The organism is Bacillus sp. 16GRE42 (genome assembly GCF_019837435.1).
GTDB classification, from domain to species: domain Bacteria; phylum Bacillota; class Bacilli; order Bacillales; family Bacillaceae_G; genus Bacillus_A; species Bacillus_A wiedmannii.
On record NZ_JADAXF010000001.1, the window covers coordinates 1264564 to 1282771 of the forward strand.

General features: G+C 36.2%; 14 protein-coding genes, 1 pseudogene and 1 riboswitch. Of the genes and pseudogenes, 2 read left to right on the plus strand and 13 right to left on the minus strand.

Annotation, left to right across the window (positions count from 1 at the left end):
• Positions 1-5: 5 nt before the first annotated feature.
• From ILS93_RS06420 to spoVFB, 13 genes and pseudogenes are all read right to left on the minus strand, one after another.
• Positions 6-965, minus strand: a complete 960-nt coding sequence (locus ILS93_RS06420) for an ABC transporter permease (RefSeq protein WP_000008857.1) — start codon at positions 963-965, stop codon at positions 6-8.
• Positions 966-2024 carry an ABC transporter permease gene (locus ILS93_RS06425; RefSeq protein WP_001085261.1) on the minus strand — a complete coding sequence of 353 codons (1059 nt, stop codon included), beginning with the start codon at positions 2022-2024 and terminating at the stop codon, positions 966-968.
• Positions 2017-3549, minus strand: a complete 1533-nt coding sequence (locus tag ILS93_RS06430) for an ABC transporter ATP-binding protein (protein WP_064475025.1) — start codon at positions 3547-3549, stop codon at positions 2017-2019. The genes ILS93_RS06425 and ILS93_RS06430 overlap by 8 nt, the downstream gene beginning before the upstream one ends.
• A gap of 118 nt (positions 3550-3667) precedes the next feature.
• Positions 3668-4744, minus strand: coding sequence for a BMP family lipoprotein (locus tag ILS93_RS06435; RefSeq protein WP_222660188.1), 1077 nt, complete (start codon positions 4742-4744; stop codon positions 3668-3670).
• Positions 4745-4833: 89 nt separating this feature from the next.
• Complete coding sequence (locus tag ILS93_RS06440; protein WP_064475023.1) at positions 4834-5559, minus strand: GntR family transcriptional regulator; 726 nt, start codon at positions 5557-5559, stop codon at positions 4834-4836.
• Positions 5560-5791: 232 nt separating this feature from the next.
• Positions 5792-5893, minus strand: a riboswitch (purine riboswitch).
• Positions 5894-6096: 203 nt separating this feature from the next.
• Entirely contained in the window at positions 6097-8481 is a 2385-nt protein-coding gene (locus ILS93_RS06445; protein ID WP_222654927.1) for a DNA translocase FtsK, read from the minus strand.
• A 212-nt stretch (positions 8482-8693) separates the two neighbouring features.
• On the minus strand, positions 8694-8897 hold the full coding sequence (locus ILS93_RS06450; RefSeq protein ID WP_000605035.1) for a YlzJ-like family protein: 204 nt from the start codon (positions 8895-8897) through the stop codon (positions 8694-8696).
• The gene (tepA, locus tag ILS93_RS06455) at positions 8894-9643 is read right to left on the minus strand and encodes a translocation-enhancing protein TepA (protein ID WP_000139828.1); all 750 of its coding nucleotides are present in this window, start codon (positions 9641-9643) and stop codon (positions 8894-8896) included. Before tepA ends, ILS93_RS06450 begins: the two co-directional genes overlap by 4 nt.
• Positions 9644-9747: 104 nt before the next feature.
• On the minus strand, positions 9748-11418 hold the full coding sequence (locus ILS93_RS06460) for a ribonuclease J (RefSeq protein ID WP_000823080.1): 1671 nt from the start codon (positions 11416-11418) through the stop codon (positions 9748-9750).
• Positions 11419-12194: 776 nt separating this feature from the next.
• On the minus strand, positions 12195-13073 hold the full coding sequence (dapA, locus tag ILS93_RS06465) for a 4-hydroxy-tetrahydrodipicolinate synthase (RefSeq protein ID WP_222660190.1): 879 nt from the start codon (positions 13071-13073) through the stop codon (positions 12195-12197).
• 11 nt (positions 13074-13084) lie between these two features.
• Positions 13085-14317, minus strand: coding sequence for an aspartate kinase (gene dapG / locus ILS93_RS06470; protein WP_064475022.1), 1233 nt, complete (start codon positions 14315-14317; stop codon positions 13085-13087).
• Positions 14318-14340: 23 nt separating this feature from the next.
• On the minus strand, positions 14341-15387 hold the full coding sequence (asd, locus tag ILS93_RS06475; protein ID WP_000414854.1) for an aspartate-semialdehyde dehydrogenase: 1047 nt from the start codon (positions 15385-15387) through the stop codon (positions 14341-14343).
• Between the two features lie 150 nt (positions 15388-15537).
• A pseudogene (gene spoVFB / locus ILS93_RS06480) lies at positions 15538-15726 on the minus strand (dipicolinate synthase subunit B); the annotation flags it as partial.
• A 491-nt stretch (positions 15727-16217) separates the two neighbouring features.
• On the opposite strand from spoVFB, the gene ILS93_RS06485 reads away from it, so the two are divergent.
• Positions 16218-16712, plus strand: a complete 495-nt coding sequence (locus ILS93_RS06485) for a hypothetical protein (protein WP_088047312.1) — start codon at positions 16218-16220, stop codon at positions 16710-16712.
• Between the two features lie 579 nt (positions 16713-17291).
• Complete coding sequence (locus ILS93_RS28660) at positions 17292-18206, plus strand: WXG100 family type VII secretion target (protein ID WP_261783933.1); 915 nt, start codon at positions 17292-17294, stop codon at positions 18204-18206.
• Positions 18207-18208 lie beyond the last annotated feature (2 nt).

Consider the following 18208-nt stretch of genomic DNA (forward strand, 5'->3'; position numbering starts at 1 on the left):
TATACTTATCGTTTTCCTTTTTCATACGGCGTTCCTAACGCTTTCGGAGCTTCAGAACGACCTACAAAACCAACAAGCGCTAATATTGTGAATACATATGGTAATATCGTTAATAAAACACTCGGAATTTGATCTAATACAGGAATTGTTCCACCTGTTACACTTAACGATTGTGCAAAACCAAAGAATAGCGCTGCACCTAATGCACCTAGTGGATTCCACTTCCCAAAGATCATGGCAGCTAACGCTAAGAAACCTTGTCCAGTAATAGTTGCCCCTGAGAAGTTATTAGAAATTGACATTGCAAAAATTGCTCCACCAATTCCAGCAAACACACCTGATATACAAACACCAATATAGCGCATTTTATATACGTTAATTCCCATCGTATCAGCTGCCATTGGATGCTCACCAACCGCACGAAGACGAAGACCGAACGGTGTTTTATAAATAACATACCAAACAACGAATGCTAAAATAATAGCAATATACGACGTTATCGGTACGTTAGAGAAGAATATTTTCCCTAAAACCGGGATATCCGAAAGGCCTGGAATATCAATCTTTTCAATACGGTACTGAATAAAGTCAGTCTGTCCTTTATCAAAAATCTTCTTAATTGCAAATACCGTTAATCCAAGAGATAAGAAGTTAATCGCTACACCACTTACAACTTGATCCGCTCGGAATGTAATAGATGCTACCGCATGAAGTAATGCAAATAACCCACTACCAATTGCCGCAAATAATAACGCAATCCACGGAGTCATCGTTCCCCATGTATCACCCATTAATAAGTTTGTAACAACTCCAATAAATGCACCAAATAGCATTAGTCCTTCTAATCCGATATTTACAACACCCGATCGTTCACTAAATACACCACCTAGTGCTGTAAAAATTATAGGTGCTGATGTATATAACGTACCCGTCACAAGAATGGCTAATATATCTAAAAAGCTCATTTATTTCCCCTCCTTGCTCATGCGTGTAAGCGCCCATCTTAACACATAACTACATGCAACAAAGAAGATGATACATGCAATAATCACATTAATAAGCTCTGATGGTACATCTGCCTCAAAGTTCATTTGAGGGGAAGCACTTTTCAAACCACCAAATAATAAAGCTGAAAGGATAATACCAAACGGATTATTCCCCCCAAGTAAGGCTACGGCAATCCCGTCAAATCCTACTCCTGTAAACGAAGACATTGCTGTCATACTTTGGAATGTTCCTAACCCTTCCATCGCACCACCAATCCCCGCAAATGCACCAGCAATTGTCATAGAGAATACTACATTGCGAGAAACTTTCATACCAGCATATTGGGAGGCATGTTGATTAAATCCTACCGACTTTAATTCATACCCTAAAGTTGTTCGATCTAATAAGAACCACATTAAAATAGCGATTAAAATTGCTACAACAATTCCCCAGTGAAGGCGCGAACCGTCAGTGATGGCAGCAAGCCAGTCTGAAGATAATGACGCACTCGCTTTGATGTCGTACGTTTTATCATTACCCTCGTGCAAGAAACGCTTAATAATGTCATATGTTACGTATAACGCAATATAGTTCATCATAATTGTTACAATAACTTCATTAACTTGAAATTTCCCCTTTAAATATCCAGGGATGAAACCCCAAATTCCACCTACCAATGCTGCAAATAAAATAGATAACGGAATGTGAAGAACAGCTGGTAGCGAAACTGCATAACCGAACCAAACCGCTGCAAGCCAACCAACTAGTAATTGACCCTCTACCCCGATATTAAATAAACCTGTACGAAATGCAAACGCCACTGATAAGCCGGCAAGAATAAGCGGGATCATTGTACGAAGCGTTTCACCTATTGCACTTGGGCTACCGAACATTCCTGTCCAAAGTGCACTATAACCAACAATTGGATCATAGCCACTAACTAGCATTACAATTGCTCCGACAAGTAAGCCGAAAATAACGGATAGTACTGGGACTAAAATATTTATCGTTCGTTCTGTTAAAAGTTTTTTAGCCATTTGTACCCACCTGCTCCTTCTTTGTTCCTCCAGCCATTAACAATCCAAGCTGTTGTTCATTCGTTTCTTTCGCATCAACAATTGCTACGATTTTCCCTTCATAAATAACAGCAATTCGGTCACTAACATTTAAGATTTCATCTAACTCTAAAGATAAAAGTAATACACCTTTTCCTTTATCCCTTTGCTCTATTAATCTCTTATGAATAAATTCAATTGCTCCTACATCTAAACCACGTGTTGGCTGTGCCGCGATTAATAAATCTGGATCACGGTCTACTTCACGTGCAATAATTGCTTTTTGTTGATTCCCCCCAGATAAAGCGCGCGCTAACGTTTGCTCACTAGGTGTACGTACATCAAACTGTTCAATAAGTGCCTTTGCTTTTTCTGTAATTTTACTAAAATTTAAAATCCCTTTCTTTGAAAACGGATTTTTATAGTACGTTTGCAGAACGATATTATCTCTAACAGAAAAATCAAGAACAAGGCCGTGTTTATGACGATCTTCTGGAATATGACCAATTCCTTCTTCTGTTATCCTTCTAACAGGCCAATTTGTTATTTCTTTTCCTTTAATTGCAATAGAACCTGACTCAACTTTTCGTAAACCAGTAATTGCTTCTATCAATTCACTTTGTCCGTTTCCATCAATCCCTGCAATTCCAACAATTTCCCCCGCACGAACAGTTAAGTCAAGGCCTTTTACAGCAGGTAGTTGACGTGCATCGTGAGCAACAAGATTTGCAATTGAAAGTACCTCTTCTTTTGGCTTCGCGTCTATTTTTTCTGTTTTAAAATTCACTTGACGTCCGACCATTAATTCTGCAAGTTTATTTTCATCCGTATTTGCAACGTCAACCGTTCCAATCCCTTTTCCTTTACGAATAATCGTACAACGATCGCAAACTTCCATAATTTCTTTCAACTTATGTGTAATAAGAACAATAGATTTCCCTTCTTGTACAAGCTTTTTCATAATTTGAATTAGCTCATGAATTTCTTGCGGTGTTAACACAGCTGTCGGTTCATCAAATATTAAAATTTCTGCCCCACGGTAAAGTGTTTTTAAAATCTCAACACGCTGCTGCATACCAACTGAAATATCCTGTATTTTCGCGTATGGATCTACAGCTAATCCGTATTGTTCAGACAGTTTTTGAATTTCTTTAGCAGCTTCCTCAACAGCAATTTTCCCGTTTTTCTTCGGTTCATTTCCGAGAATAATATTCTCTGTAACTGTAAAATTATGAACAAGCATAAAGTGCTGATGAACCATTCCAATACCAAGGTCATTTGCCACATTCGGATTGGTAATGTTTACAGACTTTCCTTTAATTTTAATTTCACCTTGTTCTGGTTGATACAAACCAAATAGTACATTCATCAATGTGGATTTCCCTGCACCATTTTCTCCAAGTAAAGCATGTATTTCTCCTTGCTTTACTTGCAGCGTAATATCATCATTCGCTACAATGCCTGGGAATACTTTCGTAATGTTATTCATCTCAATTACGTATTCCATTTTGTTCCTCCTTTTAACAGGGAACATTCCCCTATTACACTATTAACTTATTAAGCAATTTGGAAGTTTTATACATACAAAGGTTAGTTCTATGAACTAACCTTTGCTATTTCTCTATTTATTTTTTTAGAGAAGCTTCATATTCTTTATACTCTTTATCTGTAGCTGGTACTTTAATTTCACCATCTGTAATTTTCTTTTCAAACGCTTCTACTTTTTTTAAAATTTCAGGGTTAACTTTTTTCACATTGTCAGTTGTTTTTGCAATACCAACACCGTCATCTTTTAAACCAAACGCTTCTACTTTACCGCCTTTTAATTTACCATCTTTCGCTTCTTGTGCTACTTTTTCAACAGCGATATCTACACGTTTTACCATTGAAGTTAATGTTACGTTTTCAGGCATACCTTCTTGGTTTTGGTCACGGTCAACACCGATTACCCAAACATTTTCACCTTTTTTCTTACGGTTTTTCGCTTCAGTGAACACGCCGTTACCTGTACCACCAGCAGCATGATAAATTACATCTACACCTTGACCATACATTGCTGATGCAAGAACTGTACCTTTTTCAGGTTTATCAAATGCTTCCGCATATTCAGATACGATTTCAATGTTTGGATTTACTGCCTTTGCACCAGCTTTAAATCCATTTTCGAATTTACTAATTAAATCACTCTTCATTCCACCAACAAATCCTACTTTATTCGATTTTGTTGACATAGCCGCTACCGCACCTACAAGGAATGATCCTTCATGATCTTTAAATGTAATACTTGTTACGTTCGGTGCTTCTACAACAGTATCAACGATTGCGAATTGTTGTTTTGGAGATTCTTTTGCAACTTCTTTAATTGCACCTTCTAATTTATAACCGATTCCGAAAGATAAATCATACTTATCTTTTGAAAATTTCTTTAAGTTCGGAATATAATCTGCTTCTTTTTCAGACTGTAGGTAACGATAATTTGTTTTTTCCTTTAATCCATTATCTTTACCAAACTTTTTCAAACCTTCCCAAGAAGATTGGTTGAATGATTTATCATCAACGCCCCCAACATCCGTTACCATACCAACTTTGAATTCTTTATCTTCTTTCTTGTCACTGCTCGCCTTATCCGAGTTACCACATGCACCTAAAACCGCGCTTGCTGCTAATGTTAATGATAATAAAAGACCTGTTTTTTTCTTCATACTAGAAACCCCTCCTGAAATGATTTGTCTATTTTTTATACGCTGCTGTCCCTAACTTCTTGCTGTCACCTCCCCAAAAAGGAACTTACCTACATACGTTTTCTTAATACGTGGAAGCTAAACTTATCAGCTCTAAAGTAATTGAGAGAATATAAGATTGGCTCATCATTTTGATCATAGTGCATTTGTTTTAAAACTAGCAGTGCCGTTTCCGGTTCACATTCTAAAATCGGTGAAATTTTCGGATGATAGCCAATTGGCTCAATGTGAGCAACTGCGTATGTGATACGTTTGTGCGTGTTGTTATGTATCACTGTAAGCAATGATTCTTCGTTGTATCCCGATAAATCTGGCAATATTTCTTTTGCAAGTTTATCGATACAATATACAACAGGTTCCCCATCTGCTGTACGCACACGCTCAATCATTACTGCATTAAAACCATCTTCACTATTAAACTTCTCTTTTTCTTCTTCTGTTAAACTTGTTGTAGATGATGATAAAAAGATAGTTCCTGGTGTTTTCCCCACACTAGAAATCATATCTGTAATACTAGAAAGTTGTTCAATCCCAGAAGAAAATAACGGCTTTGCATTTACAAATGTTCCTACACCATGTCTACGAATGACAACATTTTCTTCTTCTAAAATACGCAGTGCTTCCCTTAAAGTCGCCCTACTTACACCAAGTTCTTTCGCTAAATCAAACTCTGATGGTAACTTCTGTCTTTCTTTGTAAGCTCCATCTTTAATTTTTTCTTTAATGTGATCAATCACCCGTAAATATAGGTGACGACTATCGGATTTTACTGACATAAGACTCCCCCGCATTTCAATTATTCGACCTCTGATGTAAGACTTCTTTTCTCTTTTTTCAACTTACAACATAATAAAATTACTAAATACTAAAAATAAGCATAATTGTCGAATAAATATTAATAATTTTTTAAGATGAAATTTTCACTCTTTACTGCATAAAAAAAACTTTGCACCATAAACATTCCTCATTTCGAGAAAAAGTTCGGCACAAAGATCTCTTACATCCTTTGTTACACACTTTTCCCCTCATAGTCCAGCAATTCATGGTTGCCGGGTAGAAACTTATGGACCTTATCTCCAAGATTATATGAGGCAGTGATTCTTTTCGAAGTAATCTTACCACTTGCTCCCATACGTGTCAACAAAATTTAACATTTTTCTACATTAAATATCGAACATTCATTAAAAACATAATCAAAGTATTCGTATTCTAAAGAATCGCTTTAAATGTAAGCCCTTTCTTTATCGCTGAATATAGTATATAACAAAACTAGCATATAAAAAAGCCTAATTGTAAAAACAATTAGGCTTTTTTTATGAACTTTTTTCTTGTACATCATTAATGAGCACCTCTCGTGGTTTACTACCTTCATACGGACCTACTACACCATTCATTTCCATTGCATCAATTAAACGGGCAGCTCGCGTATAACCTACTCTAAACCTACGTTGCAACATAGAAACAGATGCTGTTTGCATTTCCACTACAAGCTGAACTGCTTCATCATATAATTCATCTTCTACTTCCTGCTTCGTATCAGGAACATCTTGTGGAATCATATCTTCTTGATATTGCGCTTTTTGCTGACCAATAACATACTCTACAACTCTCTCAACTTCATCATCGGATAAAAATGCACCTTGTACACGTACAGGCTTCGATGCACCAATTGGTATAAACAGCATATCTCCACGACCTAGCAGTTTCTCTGCACCACCACCGTCAAGAATTGTACGAGAGTCCGTTTGAGAAGATACCGCGAATGCAATACGTGATGGAATATTCGCTTTAATAACTCCCGTAATAACATCAACCGATGGACGCTGCGTCGCAATAATTAAATGAATACCAGCCGCACGAGCCATTTGTGCTAAACGCATAATCGCATCCTCTACATCTGATGAAGCAACCATCATTAAATCAGCTAACTCGTCCACTATTACTACAATATAAGGTAATTCCGGTTGTTTCGCTTCTGATTGACTATTATGTTCTTTAATATGATCATTATATCCTTCAATGTTACGCGTGCCACTATGAGCAAATAATTCATAACGTCGTTCCATTTCACTCACGACTTTTTTCAAAGCTTGTGATGCTTTTTTCGGATCAGTTACAACTGGTGTTAATAAATGCGGAACACCGTTATATACATTTAACTCTACCATTTTTGGATCAATCATCATTAATTTTACTTCATGTGGTTTTGCACGCATTAAAATACTAACAATAATACCATTAATACATACACTTTTCCCGCTACCTGTCGCACCAGCTACTAGTAAATGGGGCATTTTATTTAAACGCGCTAATACAGCTTCACCTGTAATATCTCGTCCAAGACCAATTAACAACTTCTCTTCCGGATGATTATTAGCCTTAGAATCAAGAACTTCTCTAAGCGTTACCATAGAAACTTCTGAGTTCGGAACTTCAATCCCTACAGCTGATTTCCCGGGAATAGGTGCTTCAATACGAATGTCTTTCGCAGCTAAAGCAAGTGCTAAATCATCACTTAAACTAACGATTTTGCTTACCTTTACTCCCATATCAGGATATACTTCATATTTTGTAACTGCAGGACCTCTATGTACTTTTGTTACTTTCGCTTTCACTCCAAAGCTTTGGAATGTACGTTCTAATTTACGAGCATTCTCATAAATTTCTGCATTTTCATTTGTAACTTGCTTATTCTTAGGAAATTTCAATATATCAAGTGCAGGAAGCTTGTAATCTTTATTTTCTACATTTGAAAATTGCATTGGCGGGGCACTTGTTTCCGCCTCTAAAGATTCTACAATCTTTTCTCCACGCTTTTTCTTAGATTCTTCAACAGGCGGAGCCTCTTCAATAGACGGTGAAGTTATTAACTCTACTTCCTGTTCTTCGCTAATTCGTTTATTCTCTTCTTCATTTACAGGATAATTCTCAGTGAAATTCGAAATAATGGGAGGATCAATTGAAATTTCTTCCATCGGCTCAATAATCTCTTCTTGTTCTGCAGAACGTTTGCTCCTTGTGCTTCTCGTTGTTTTTTTCTTTTCTGTTTGTTCAGCCGTCCTTTTGGATCTCCAATCTTTATAATCCCCTTGCATTACTTCAAATTGACTTCTAAGGATTCTCCCTACAGGGGCAAGTACTTCTCCGATATGCTTATTTGTTATACAAAGTATACCGAGAATCACTAAAATAATACCAATGATATAAGCTCCTACTTCGTCAAATAAGAAGTAACACGTCGCGAACATAAGCGCACCAAACATACCACCGCCTAAATGAACGCTATCCGGCCCCTTTTTCATTTCAAGAAAGAAGTTATCTTTCGTACTCACAATAACAGAAGTATTTTGCACTGCTCCATCTTTCGTAAGAAGGTTAAATAATGTAATATGACTAAACATTAATATCGCCAATACTATTAAATAAAAACCGATTAACCGTTTATTTAAAAGGTTCGGCCATCCACGTTTGATAACAAACGAAACCGATAAAGCTATTACACCTAACACACCAATTATGTACCACTCACCAAAGAAGAAGCGAAAAAATAACACAAACGATTTCCCTACAACACCTAGCTGTAAAATCGTAATGATTGAAAGCGCAAAAAGAGTTAAACCGACGATTTCATAATACAAAGTTGGCTTTATCGTGCGTCTTGCTTTTGCCTTCGTCCCTCTTTGCTTTTGTTTTGCCATTTCTTCACCTCGTGTTCTACATGTAAGCAGGGCTTCCTTAAAAAAGCTCTACTTATATGTCTGTTTTCTCTATTTTTTCAGGTCTTATATCTTCTATTTTTACACTTCTTGTAAATTGTTAAATAAACAGAAGAAAGCAGCCCTCTCATGGCTGCTCAACCGTCTTGTTTTTTATATTATACCATAGCTTCTAAACAAAATCCTTCTTTTTGCTAAAAGGTTATTTTTTGGCCGGGCTCAAACTCTAAGTAGTGTAGCGGATCCGTACTTAACACACGTACAATAGAATAACACCCATGTTCTTCTTCAGAAACCATTAATTCAACACCGTTTATATTTACAACTTTTTGGCTTTCACATTGCGAATAATCAGTTGGATATACAAGTTGCTCTGGCATAATTGTGTATAAAATCATTGTAACATTGTCCCTTCTGCACTATCATCCATGCGAGCATCTATTAATTCATTCAGCTTTCGAATCGCATTCCCAATACCACCGACATCATCTATAAGACCATATTTCACTGCATCGCCACCAATTACATTCGTCCCAATATCTCGCGTCAAATTCCCTTTCGCAAACATAAGTTCTTTAAAACGATCTTCGGTTACTTTCGAATGCTTCGTCACAAATCGAATGACTCTTTCTTGCATTTTATCTAAATACTCAAATGTTTGTGGCACACCTATAACAAGACCTGTTAGACGAATGGGATGAATTGTCATCGTCGCAGTTTCCGCAATAAATGAATAATCCGTAGAGACGGCGATTGGTACACCGATAGAATGCCCGCCGCCCAGAACAAGTGATACCGTTGGCTTTGAAAGCGAAGCTACCATCTCAGAAATTGCTAAACCTGCTTCAACGTCACCTCCGACCGTGTTTAATATTAAAAGCAAACCTTCAATTTTCGGATTTTGTTCTATCGCAACAATTTGCGGAATAATATGCTCATATTTTGTTGTTTTATTTTGCGGCGGCAACTGAACATGACCTTCCACCTGCCCAATGATTGTTAAACAATGAATACTCGATTCATTCATTTGTGGTACATTCGTTTGCCCTAGCTGTTGAATTTTTTCCACTATCGAGGCTTCTTTCCCAGTTTCTTTCGGCTCAGCCTCTTTCCCTTCATTTGTATAACGATCACGTTCTGTCATATCGCATCCCCTTTCACTCGTATATAACTATTATTTCTTAAGTTATAAATTTCATTCGATAGAGTTTAAAAAGAAAAAAAGATCACCCGTAAAGGTGATCTTTTTTATACTTCCATAATAATCGGTAAAATCATAGGTTTTCTCTTTGTCTCTTCGTACAAGAACTGCCCTAATAATTCACGAATATTTTGTTTTAACATAGACCATTCAATTGAATACTCTTTAATTGATTGCTCAACAATCATACGTACAATCTCTGTAGAGCGGTCAATTAACGCTTCTGATTCACGAACATACACAAAACCACGTGAAATGATTTCTGGACCAGAGATAATTTTCTTTTCATCTTTACCAAGTGTTACAACAACTACTAATATTCCATCTTGAGATAACATTTTTCTATCTCGAAGAACGATATTACCAACGTCACCTACACCTAATCCATCAATTAACACATTACCAGCTTGTACTTTGCCAACTAAGTTTGCTTCATCGTCACCAAAAGCAATCACATCGCCTTTTTCTACGATAAAGATATTCTCTCTTGCAATACCTACATCTTCAGCTAAATATGCATGTGCTTTTTGCATACGGAACTCACCATGTACGGGTACAAAATACTTAGGTTTCATTAAATTTAACATTAATTTTAATTCTTCTTGGCTACCGTGACCTGAAACGTGAACTTTTCTTTCACCGTAATAAATAACATCAGCTCCAGCTCTAAATAACAAGTCAATAATTTTCGATACAGATATTTCATTACCCGGAATTGGAGAAGCCGCAATAATAACCGTATCACCTTTACGAATTGAAATTTGTTTATGAGCTTGCTTCGCCATTCTAGAAAGGGCTGCCATCGGTTCACCTTGGCTACCTGTCGTTAAAATAGCTACCTTTTTCTCTGGGAAATTGTCTACTTCTTGTAGTGAAATAACCATACCTTCTGGAACATCTAAATAACCAAGACGTCTTGCGATATCTACCACTTTCACCATACTACGTCCTACAACCGCTACTTTTCGTCCTGTTTCAGCAGCTGCATCAAATACTTGTTGAATACGATGTACATTCGATGCAAATGAAGCAACGATAATACGTCCTTCTGCGCCGTAGAACACTTTAGAAATTTCTACACCAACTTCTTTTTCAGAACCTGTATAGCCTGGACGCTCAGCATTTGTACTATCAGATAATAAGCACAGTACGCCTTCATTTCCGATTTGTGCCATTTTTCCAAGGTCTGCTCCACTATTTCCAATTGGAGTTTGATCGAATTTAAAGTCTCCCGTATATACGATAGCACCTTTTGATGTATGGAAACAAACACCAACAGAATCTGGAATACTATGTGTCGTTCCAAAGAATGACACCGTTGTAGTATTAAACTCTACTGTTGAATTTGAATCGATTGTTTTTAAGTCTACACGGCCTAACATACCCGCTTCGCCAAGTTTTTCTTGTATAAGTCCTACTGTTAATTTCGTTGCATACACTGGAATTGATAATTTACGAAGTACGTAAACAATTCCACCAATATGATCTTCATGACCGTGAGTAATAAATAAACCTTTTACTCGCTCTTGGTTTTCCACTAAATATGTAATATCAGGAATAACGATATCAATTCCAAACATTTCATCTCCCGGGAACATTAACCCTGCATCTACAATAAAGATTTCAGAATCAATTTCAACACAGTACATGTTTTTCCCGATTTCACCTACTCCACCAAGAGCAAATACTTTAACAGACTCATTCTCTTTTCTCTTCATGTTGTTGCCTGGTTTAAAAATCTTTCAAACACTGATTTCACTAAAATTGCAGAGACACCAGGGGAAACTCTACAACCACCATATATTCACCGTCCAAGACGAATGTCCTTACCGTTATGCGATATCATGTCCTTGTTTATTTTTTAAACCAGGTTTCACCTCTCTTTCATTATATAAATCAAATATCTTATTCGATATGATATGAAAATGTAATCAAATTATAATTTTTACCAATTTTGCTAAGCATACCCGTACTAAGCTACTTAGCCATATTATACCTGATACAAGAAATAGAACACAAGTTAAATCGTGCGAAAGAAGAAGTAAAAGAACGGAATTACAACAAAAATATCGAACGTATTTCCTTTATATTTACTCCGATTTTATACTCCATATTATTTTGAAGAAATAACCATACATACGCTAAATTAATTTCATAATATGGATTTTCAAGACTTATTTTTCTAGAATCGAACAAAAACACTTATAAAATGAATCTTTTTTATGAATCACGTCACATTTGAGACAATCCCTCTAAAAAACAGAATCGATATTTTATTACGTTTATACAAATGTTTATCCTATAATAACTATGATTTTTTGATTCATTTAAAGGTGTACGATTATTTTCTTATACATGTTGCAACACATAATGAAGAAGCGGTTAAACAAGTGGCATAATATGATCTTATAAGAACACATGTAGGTGAGAAACGAGAGGCAAAGATTTTCATAACATAAAAAAATAACCTAGTTCTACACTAGGTCATTTTTTATTAACGAGGGATAGATTGCATTACAGATTGTAACGTTACTCTTTCTTCTTCTGTTAATGGAAGAAGCGGTAAACGTACAGAACCTACATCTAATCCAACCATTTGTAACGCTGTTTTTACTGGCGTTGGGCTTGGCGCCATAAATAATGAATCCGTTACTCTTACAAGTAATTGATGTAATTTTTGCGCCTTTTTAAATTCTCCTGCTTGGAATGCTGCAATCATTTCTTGCATTTCATTTCCAATCACATGAGATGCTACAGAAACGATACCTTTCGCTCCAACTGACATAGCTGGTAACGTTAAACCATCATCACCGCTGTATACTGCAAAGTCGTCCGCTGTTTTTTCAATGATTTCTGTCATTGTTAACACATCGCCGCCTGCATCTTTAATCGCAACAATGTTTTCTATTTCTGATAAACGAACAACTGTATCAACGGAGATTTGTACAATAGATCGTCCTGGAACGTTATATAGCATAACCGGAAGCGGCGTGCTTTCAGCAATTGCTTTAAAGTGCTGATACATTCCTTCTTGACTCGGTTTGTTATAATACGGTGCTACTAGCATTACTGCATCAACACCAACCTCTGTTGCCTTTTTAGTTAAGTCAATAGAAGCATGCGTATTATTACTACCTGTTCCAGCGATTACGGGCACCCTTTTATCGACAACAGATACGACATGGCGATATAACGCTACTTTTTCTTCTGAAGTTAATGTAGGAGATTCTCCTGTCGTTCCTCCTACCACGATTGCTGTTGTACCGTTATCTATTAAATAATTTACCAATTTCGTTGTCTTCGCAAAATCGATATTTCCGTTTTTATCAAACGGAGTTACCATCGCGGTTGCAATTGTCCCAAAATCTATCATGGTCTCACTCCTTATTGTTCCAGTTGCTTTTCTTTTGAAAGCTCAAACGCACTATGTAATGCATTTACAGCCTCCACTAAATCAGTTTCTTTTACAAGAACCCAAATTGTCGTATGGCTATCTGCCGATTGCAAAATTTGAATACCTTTTTCCGCTAAAGCTGTAACGATTTTCGCAGTAACCCCTGGGTATCCTGCCATTCCAGCTCCTACAATAGATACTTTTGCACAATGCTCTGTCACAATTGGCTCATATCCAAGGTTTCTTAATAATTCAACTGCACGACTTGATACATTATCACTCACCGTATAAGCTACCCCAGTAGGTGAAATGTTAATTAAATCGACACTGATTCCTTCATTCGCCATTTCTTTAAACACATGCTGTTGTAAATCATATGCTGTTTCTTTTGCCAGCACTTTAATTTGCGTCACATTTGATACATGAGCGATACCTGTAACAGGCCGTTCTTCTACATCACGGCCTTTTGTAGCACCGTCCGATGCTGAAATAAGCGTACCTTCACTATCAGAATACGTAGAACGTACACGAAGTGGTACTTTGGCATGCATCGCAATTTCAACTGCACGTGGATGAACGACTTTTGCACCTTGATATGCCATGTTACAAATTTCATTGTATGTTACCGTTTGAAGATGACGTGCATCTTTTACAATGCGAGGATCCGCAGTCATAACACCTTCTACATCTGTAAAGATATCAATAAATTCAGCATGAAGCGCAACACCTAATGCAGAAGCTGAAGTATCGCTACCTCCGCGTCCAAGTGTTGTCGTATCACCTTTTTTCGTTTGTCCTTGGAATCCTGTAACGACGATTACATCTACATTTTCTAACTCTTCATGTACACGATCGCAATTCATTTCAATAATCTTAGCATTCGTAAAATCCTCATTTGTTACAAAACCAGCTTGTGCACCATTTAATGCCGCTGCTTTTATACCGTTCTCATTTAACATGTTAGAAAAGACGATTGCTGAGATTAATTCTCCGCATGATAATAATAAATCTTGCTCACGATTAGAAATGCGAGATTCCTCTTGATTTACAAGACTTAACAAAGTATCAGTTGCATATGGTTCACCTTTACGGCCCATAGCAGATACGACAGTAACTACTTTATAACCCGCATCTAGCGATTTTTTTATATGATGAAGCGCATGCTTACGTCCATTTTCATCACGTACGGATGTGCCACCAAATTTTTGAACAATAATTTTCATATTTTGCACCTTCTCTTAGCCGTTTACACTAATTGTAATTTTACTAAGCGCTCTGCAATTTGAACAGAATTCCATGCAGCGCCTTTTAATAAGTTATCAGATACGACCCAAAGATGGAATCCTTTATCATTATTTAAATCTTTACGGATTCTTCCAACGAATACTTCGTTTTTACCTACTGCAGTAGCTGGCATTGGATATAACTGCTCTTCTGGATTATCTTGTAGAACAATACCTTCCGCATTTGCAAGTAAGCTCTTGAATTCTTCTACTGTTACACCTTCTTTTTCTACTTCGATGTAAACAGACTCAGAGTGACCTGATACAACTGGTAAACGTACACATGTTGCCGCTACTTCTAATTCAGGCATATGCATAATTTTTTTCGTTTCATTAATCATTTTCATTTCTTCAAACGTAAATCCATTATCTTGGAATTTATCAATCTGTGGAATCGCGTTGAAAGCAATTTGGAAATGCTTTTTATCACCTGATACAGGTAAAACATTTGCCTTCACTTCTTCACCATTTAAGATTGCTTGTGATTGTTCATGAAGTTCTTCAATCGCTGCCGCACCAGCACCTGATACAGCTTGATATGTGGAAACGATTACTCGTTTTAAACCATATTGCTGACGAACTGGCTCAAGAGCTACTACCATTTGAATTGTAGAACAGTTTGGATTTGCAATAATACCATTATGTTCTTTTAAGTCGTTTTCATTTACTTCAGGTACAACAAGTGGCACGTTTTCTGTCATACGGAATGCACTTGTATTATCAACAACAATCGCACCGCGCTTTGCTGCTTCTGGCGCTAATTGTTTTGATACAGATCCACCAGCACTAAATAGTGCGATATCTACTCCTTCAAAACTTTCAGGAGTTGCCTCTTGAACTGTAAATTCTTCGCCTTTAAATACAAGTTTCTTACCTGCAGATCGTTTAGATGAAAGTAACGTTAACTTCCCGATTGGAAATTCTCGTTTCTCTAAAGTATTTAACATTTGTTCACCAACTGCGCCGGTTGCTCCAACTACAGCGACATGAAAAGTTTTTTGCTTTTCCATCACTATGCCCCTTTCTAGATACCAATCCTTCTATAACTTAGAATCAGAAGGAGTATACAATACCCCTTCTAATCTTAATAACGTTAATTTTATCATATTCTACAGTAAGAATGATGGTTTCATCAAAAATTGTCCGTTTTTTTTCGTTTTTTAATTCATATATCTGAATTTTTCTACGACAACCGGTTGCAATTGCTTTCCTTGCAGCGCTTCTAATACTGTATCTTCAAGCAGCTCCATACGAGCTACCATTGAGTTCGGTTTTTTCTCTGGTGCATCTTGACCGAATGGGACGAAGTAGATGTTTTTTGTTGCCATTAGGCGCATGAGGTTGACGCCAACAGGGTGATGACAATATAAATATTTCGTTTTTCTTCTATTATATAATCATTTCACAAGCTGTAAATTTATTTTCATTTCCATACATGTCTATCCTACTCTTCATTAATACAATAACCCATCCAAAGGGATTTTAAGTAGCTTAATGGACGGACAAGTTTTACTTTGAATATGGGTTTATGCGAGCTTAAGAAAGTATAAATTAGATTTTTTTACAATAATTATGTAACTCAACCACTTATTCCTGCTATAATTATATTTTGATTTACATATATAAAGGGTTTTTATTTATTTACTGCATTAATGTTTTTGTTTTTATTAGTGCCAATACTATCAGTAATTGCATTAATTATAGGTCTAATCAAACCAGGAAAGGTCGTTCGTTTTTGCAACATAAAAAACAAGAGGTCGAATTATATTAATGTTGGCTTAAGTAATGAAGAGAGCCCTAACTAGAGAAACAAATAATATCACAAGGAGAATACACTAAAATGAAAGCAATGAAACTAGTATATCTCGCACTTGCACTCATGCTTGTGGGTGGAGGTTGTGAGGTATCTAAAGACCATTTAAAAGATAGTACATCTCTAGATGCATCAGACAAACAAGAAACTGCTAAAGAAAGCCCCGCAGCAAAAGCTTATAAGACTGAAGTTATGGATTTAACTAAAGAGTTAGAAACCTCTATGGGTGAAATGTCTAAGATAATTAATGAAGATAGTACGCTAAGTACATCAAAACAGCGTTTCAGAGACGCATTAGCTAATGTATCAAACGTAACAAACAAATTCAATGCTCTAACACCTGGTGATGGGCAAAAAGATGTTCATGAACTTATTTTACGTTCGTTGAAAATTATGCGTGACGGGATAGAAGACGTATACGTTTACCTAGATAATATGAATAATTCTGAGGTTAATGATGGTTTTATCTTAATAAATCAAGGGTCAGACATGTATATGAAAGCTATAAAGAAGTTGTACTAGAGTAGACTTATATAACACCAAATTTGAAAATGATGATTCAAAAGGTAAAGTATTAAATTTCATTGAAGTTAAATACGAAGTTAAAGAAAAGAAATAATACATACTTAATATATAATTTCTTTTAGGGGGTATCTTCTTGAAAGTTGTACGCTCTATATTTAAAGACTTTCGTTTAATAGGTTTAATTGTAAAGCCAGTACTTAAAGTATTATCTAAAAGTAAATTTTAAATCTCATAAATATTAAAATCCCCTTCTGCATATAGGTGCAAAAGGGGATTTTTTTCAAATTATTCTATTCGTTCTACAGACACTACTAATAGATAAATAAGAAACGGTGTATACTTACACTAACATCTATAAATTCAAAAATCAAGATATAATTATCTACATATAGAATCAGGTAATAATTTTTATTCATAAAACTATTCTTTTGTAAGAAAATATTTAACATATATAGGCTTCATTTACAATTAAGCAGATTCTATTTCACGCGAATATTATTATATTAATCTAAAGTTTCTATATTTACATTTTTTTCTTTTTGTCTCATAATTTTAATTGGGGGAGGGAGGAAAAAAATGGTTCAAATCAAAGTAACACCTGAAATGCTAGAAGAAGTTGCTAATCGTGCAAGTAATACCCGAATCGCATTAGAATCTATACATAATAATTTATGTAATGAAATAGATCAATTGTGTTTTCAATGGATTGGTGCCTCTAATCAACAGTTCATTCAAATGTTCAATGATGCGAGACCAAAAGCTTTTACAGCTATCAATTCAATTATACAAGTGGAAGAAGATTTAAAACGAATTGCTGAAAAATTCCGTAATGCGGATGATCAAGATGTTACAATGGAAGAAGGTGCAATGTGTGGTAAGCCTTCTTCTGAAGAAAAAGGATTTGATAGCGGTAAACTAGCTCGAGATATTACTGGTGAATTAACTGGTGAGTATGATATTCGTCGCGTTTGGGATGGTATTGATCCATCTACTGGCGAAAAACTTTCTGGGTGGGAACGTGCTGGAGCAGGTTTCATGGCTGTAGCTGGCCTTACCCCTTTTGGAAAGCTAGCTAAAGTAGGAAAAGGAGTTAAAATGACTGCAAATGCGGTTGAAAGTGTTAAGACCGCTGAGAAGGCTGCTGAAGGTATTAAGAACGCTGAGAGGGTGGCTGAAGCTAAAAATATTCCTGGTAGAGGCTATCACAAAGAAGTGTATGCTAATAAACCTGTGAAAGTACAAGACGCCGTAACTAAGTGGGATGAGTTTTTAGGAACTGGTACGCATACTAATGTTCATCCAAGAACAGGATTAGAAGACGCAGATAGAATATTTTCAGCTGATGGAACTAGAAGTATACGATTCGGTTCTCATGAAATGAACTCAAAACCAAGTAAGTTCCACTATCATGAAGAAACATGGACCTATGACCCAGTAAATAATGTTATGAATGTTGACAATACCCTTGTTAGAGTACCATATAAAAAATAATA

Bases quoted from the DNA above. Each gene is read 5' to 3' on its own strand.
- ILS93_RS06440 (WP_064475023.1), bottom strand. From the start codon at position 5,559: ATGTCAGTAAAATCCGATAGTCGTCACCTATATTTACGGGTGATTGAT.
- dapG (WP_064475022.1), bottom strand. From the start codon at position 14,317: ATGAAAATTATTGTTCAAAAATTTGGTGGCACATCCGTACGTGATGAA.
- ILS93_RS06460 (WP_000823080.1), bottom strand. From the start codon at position 11,418: ATGAAGAGAAAAGAGAATGAGTCTGTTAAAGTATTTGCTCTTGGTGGA.
- asd (WP_000414854.1), bottom strand. From the start codon at position 15,387: ATGGAAAAGCAAAAAACTTTTCATGTCGCTGTAGTTGGAGCAACCGGC.
- ILS93_RS06420 (WP_000008857.1), bottom strand. From the start codon at position 965: ATGAGCTTTTTAGATATATTAGCCATTCTTGTGACGGGTACGTTATAT.
- dapA (WP_222660190.1), bottom strand. From the start codon at position 13,073: ATGATAGATTTTGGGACAATTGCAACCGCGATGGTAACTCCGTTTGAT.
- ILS93_RS06485 (WP_088047312.1), top strand. From the start codon at position 16,218: ATGAAAGCAATGAAACTAGTATATCTCGCACTTGCACTCATGCTTGTG.
- tepA (WP_000139828.1), bottom strand. From the start codon at position 9,643: ATGACAGAACGTGATCGTTATACAAATGAAGGGAAAGAGGCTGAGCCG.
- ILS93_RS06435 (WP_222660188.1), bottom strand. From the start codon at position 4,744: ATGAAGAAAAAAACAGGTCTTTTATTATCATTAACATTAGCAGCAAGC.
- ILS93_RS06425 (WP_001085261.1), bottom strand. From the start codon at position 2,024: ATGGCTAAAAAACTTTTAACAGAACGAACGATAAATATTTTAGTCCCA.
- ILS93_RS06430 (WP_064475025.1), bottom strand. From the start codon at position 3,549: ATGGAATACGTAATTGAGATGAATAACATTACGAAAGTATTCCCAGGC.
- ILS93_RS28660 (WP_261783933.1), top strand. From the start codon at position 17,292: ATGGTTCAAATCAAAGTAACACCTGAAATGCTAGAAGAAGTTGCTAAT.
- ILS93_RS06450 (WP_000605035.1), bottom strand. From the start codon at position 8,897: ATGATTTTATACACAATTATGCCAGAGCAACTTGTATATCCAACTGAT.
- ILS93_RS06445 (WP_222654927.1), bottom strand. From the start codon at position 8,481: ATGGCAAAACAAAAGCAAAGAGGGACGAAGGCAAAAGCAAGACGCACG.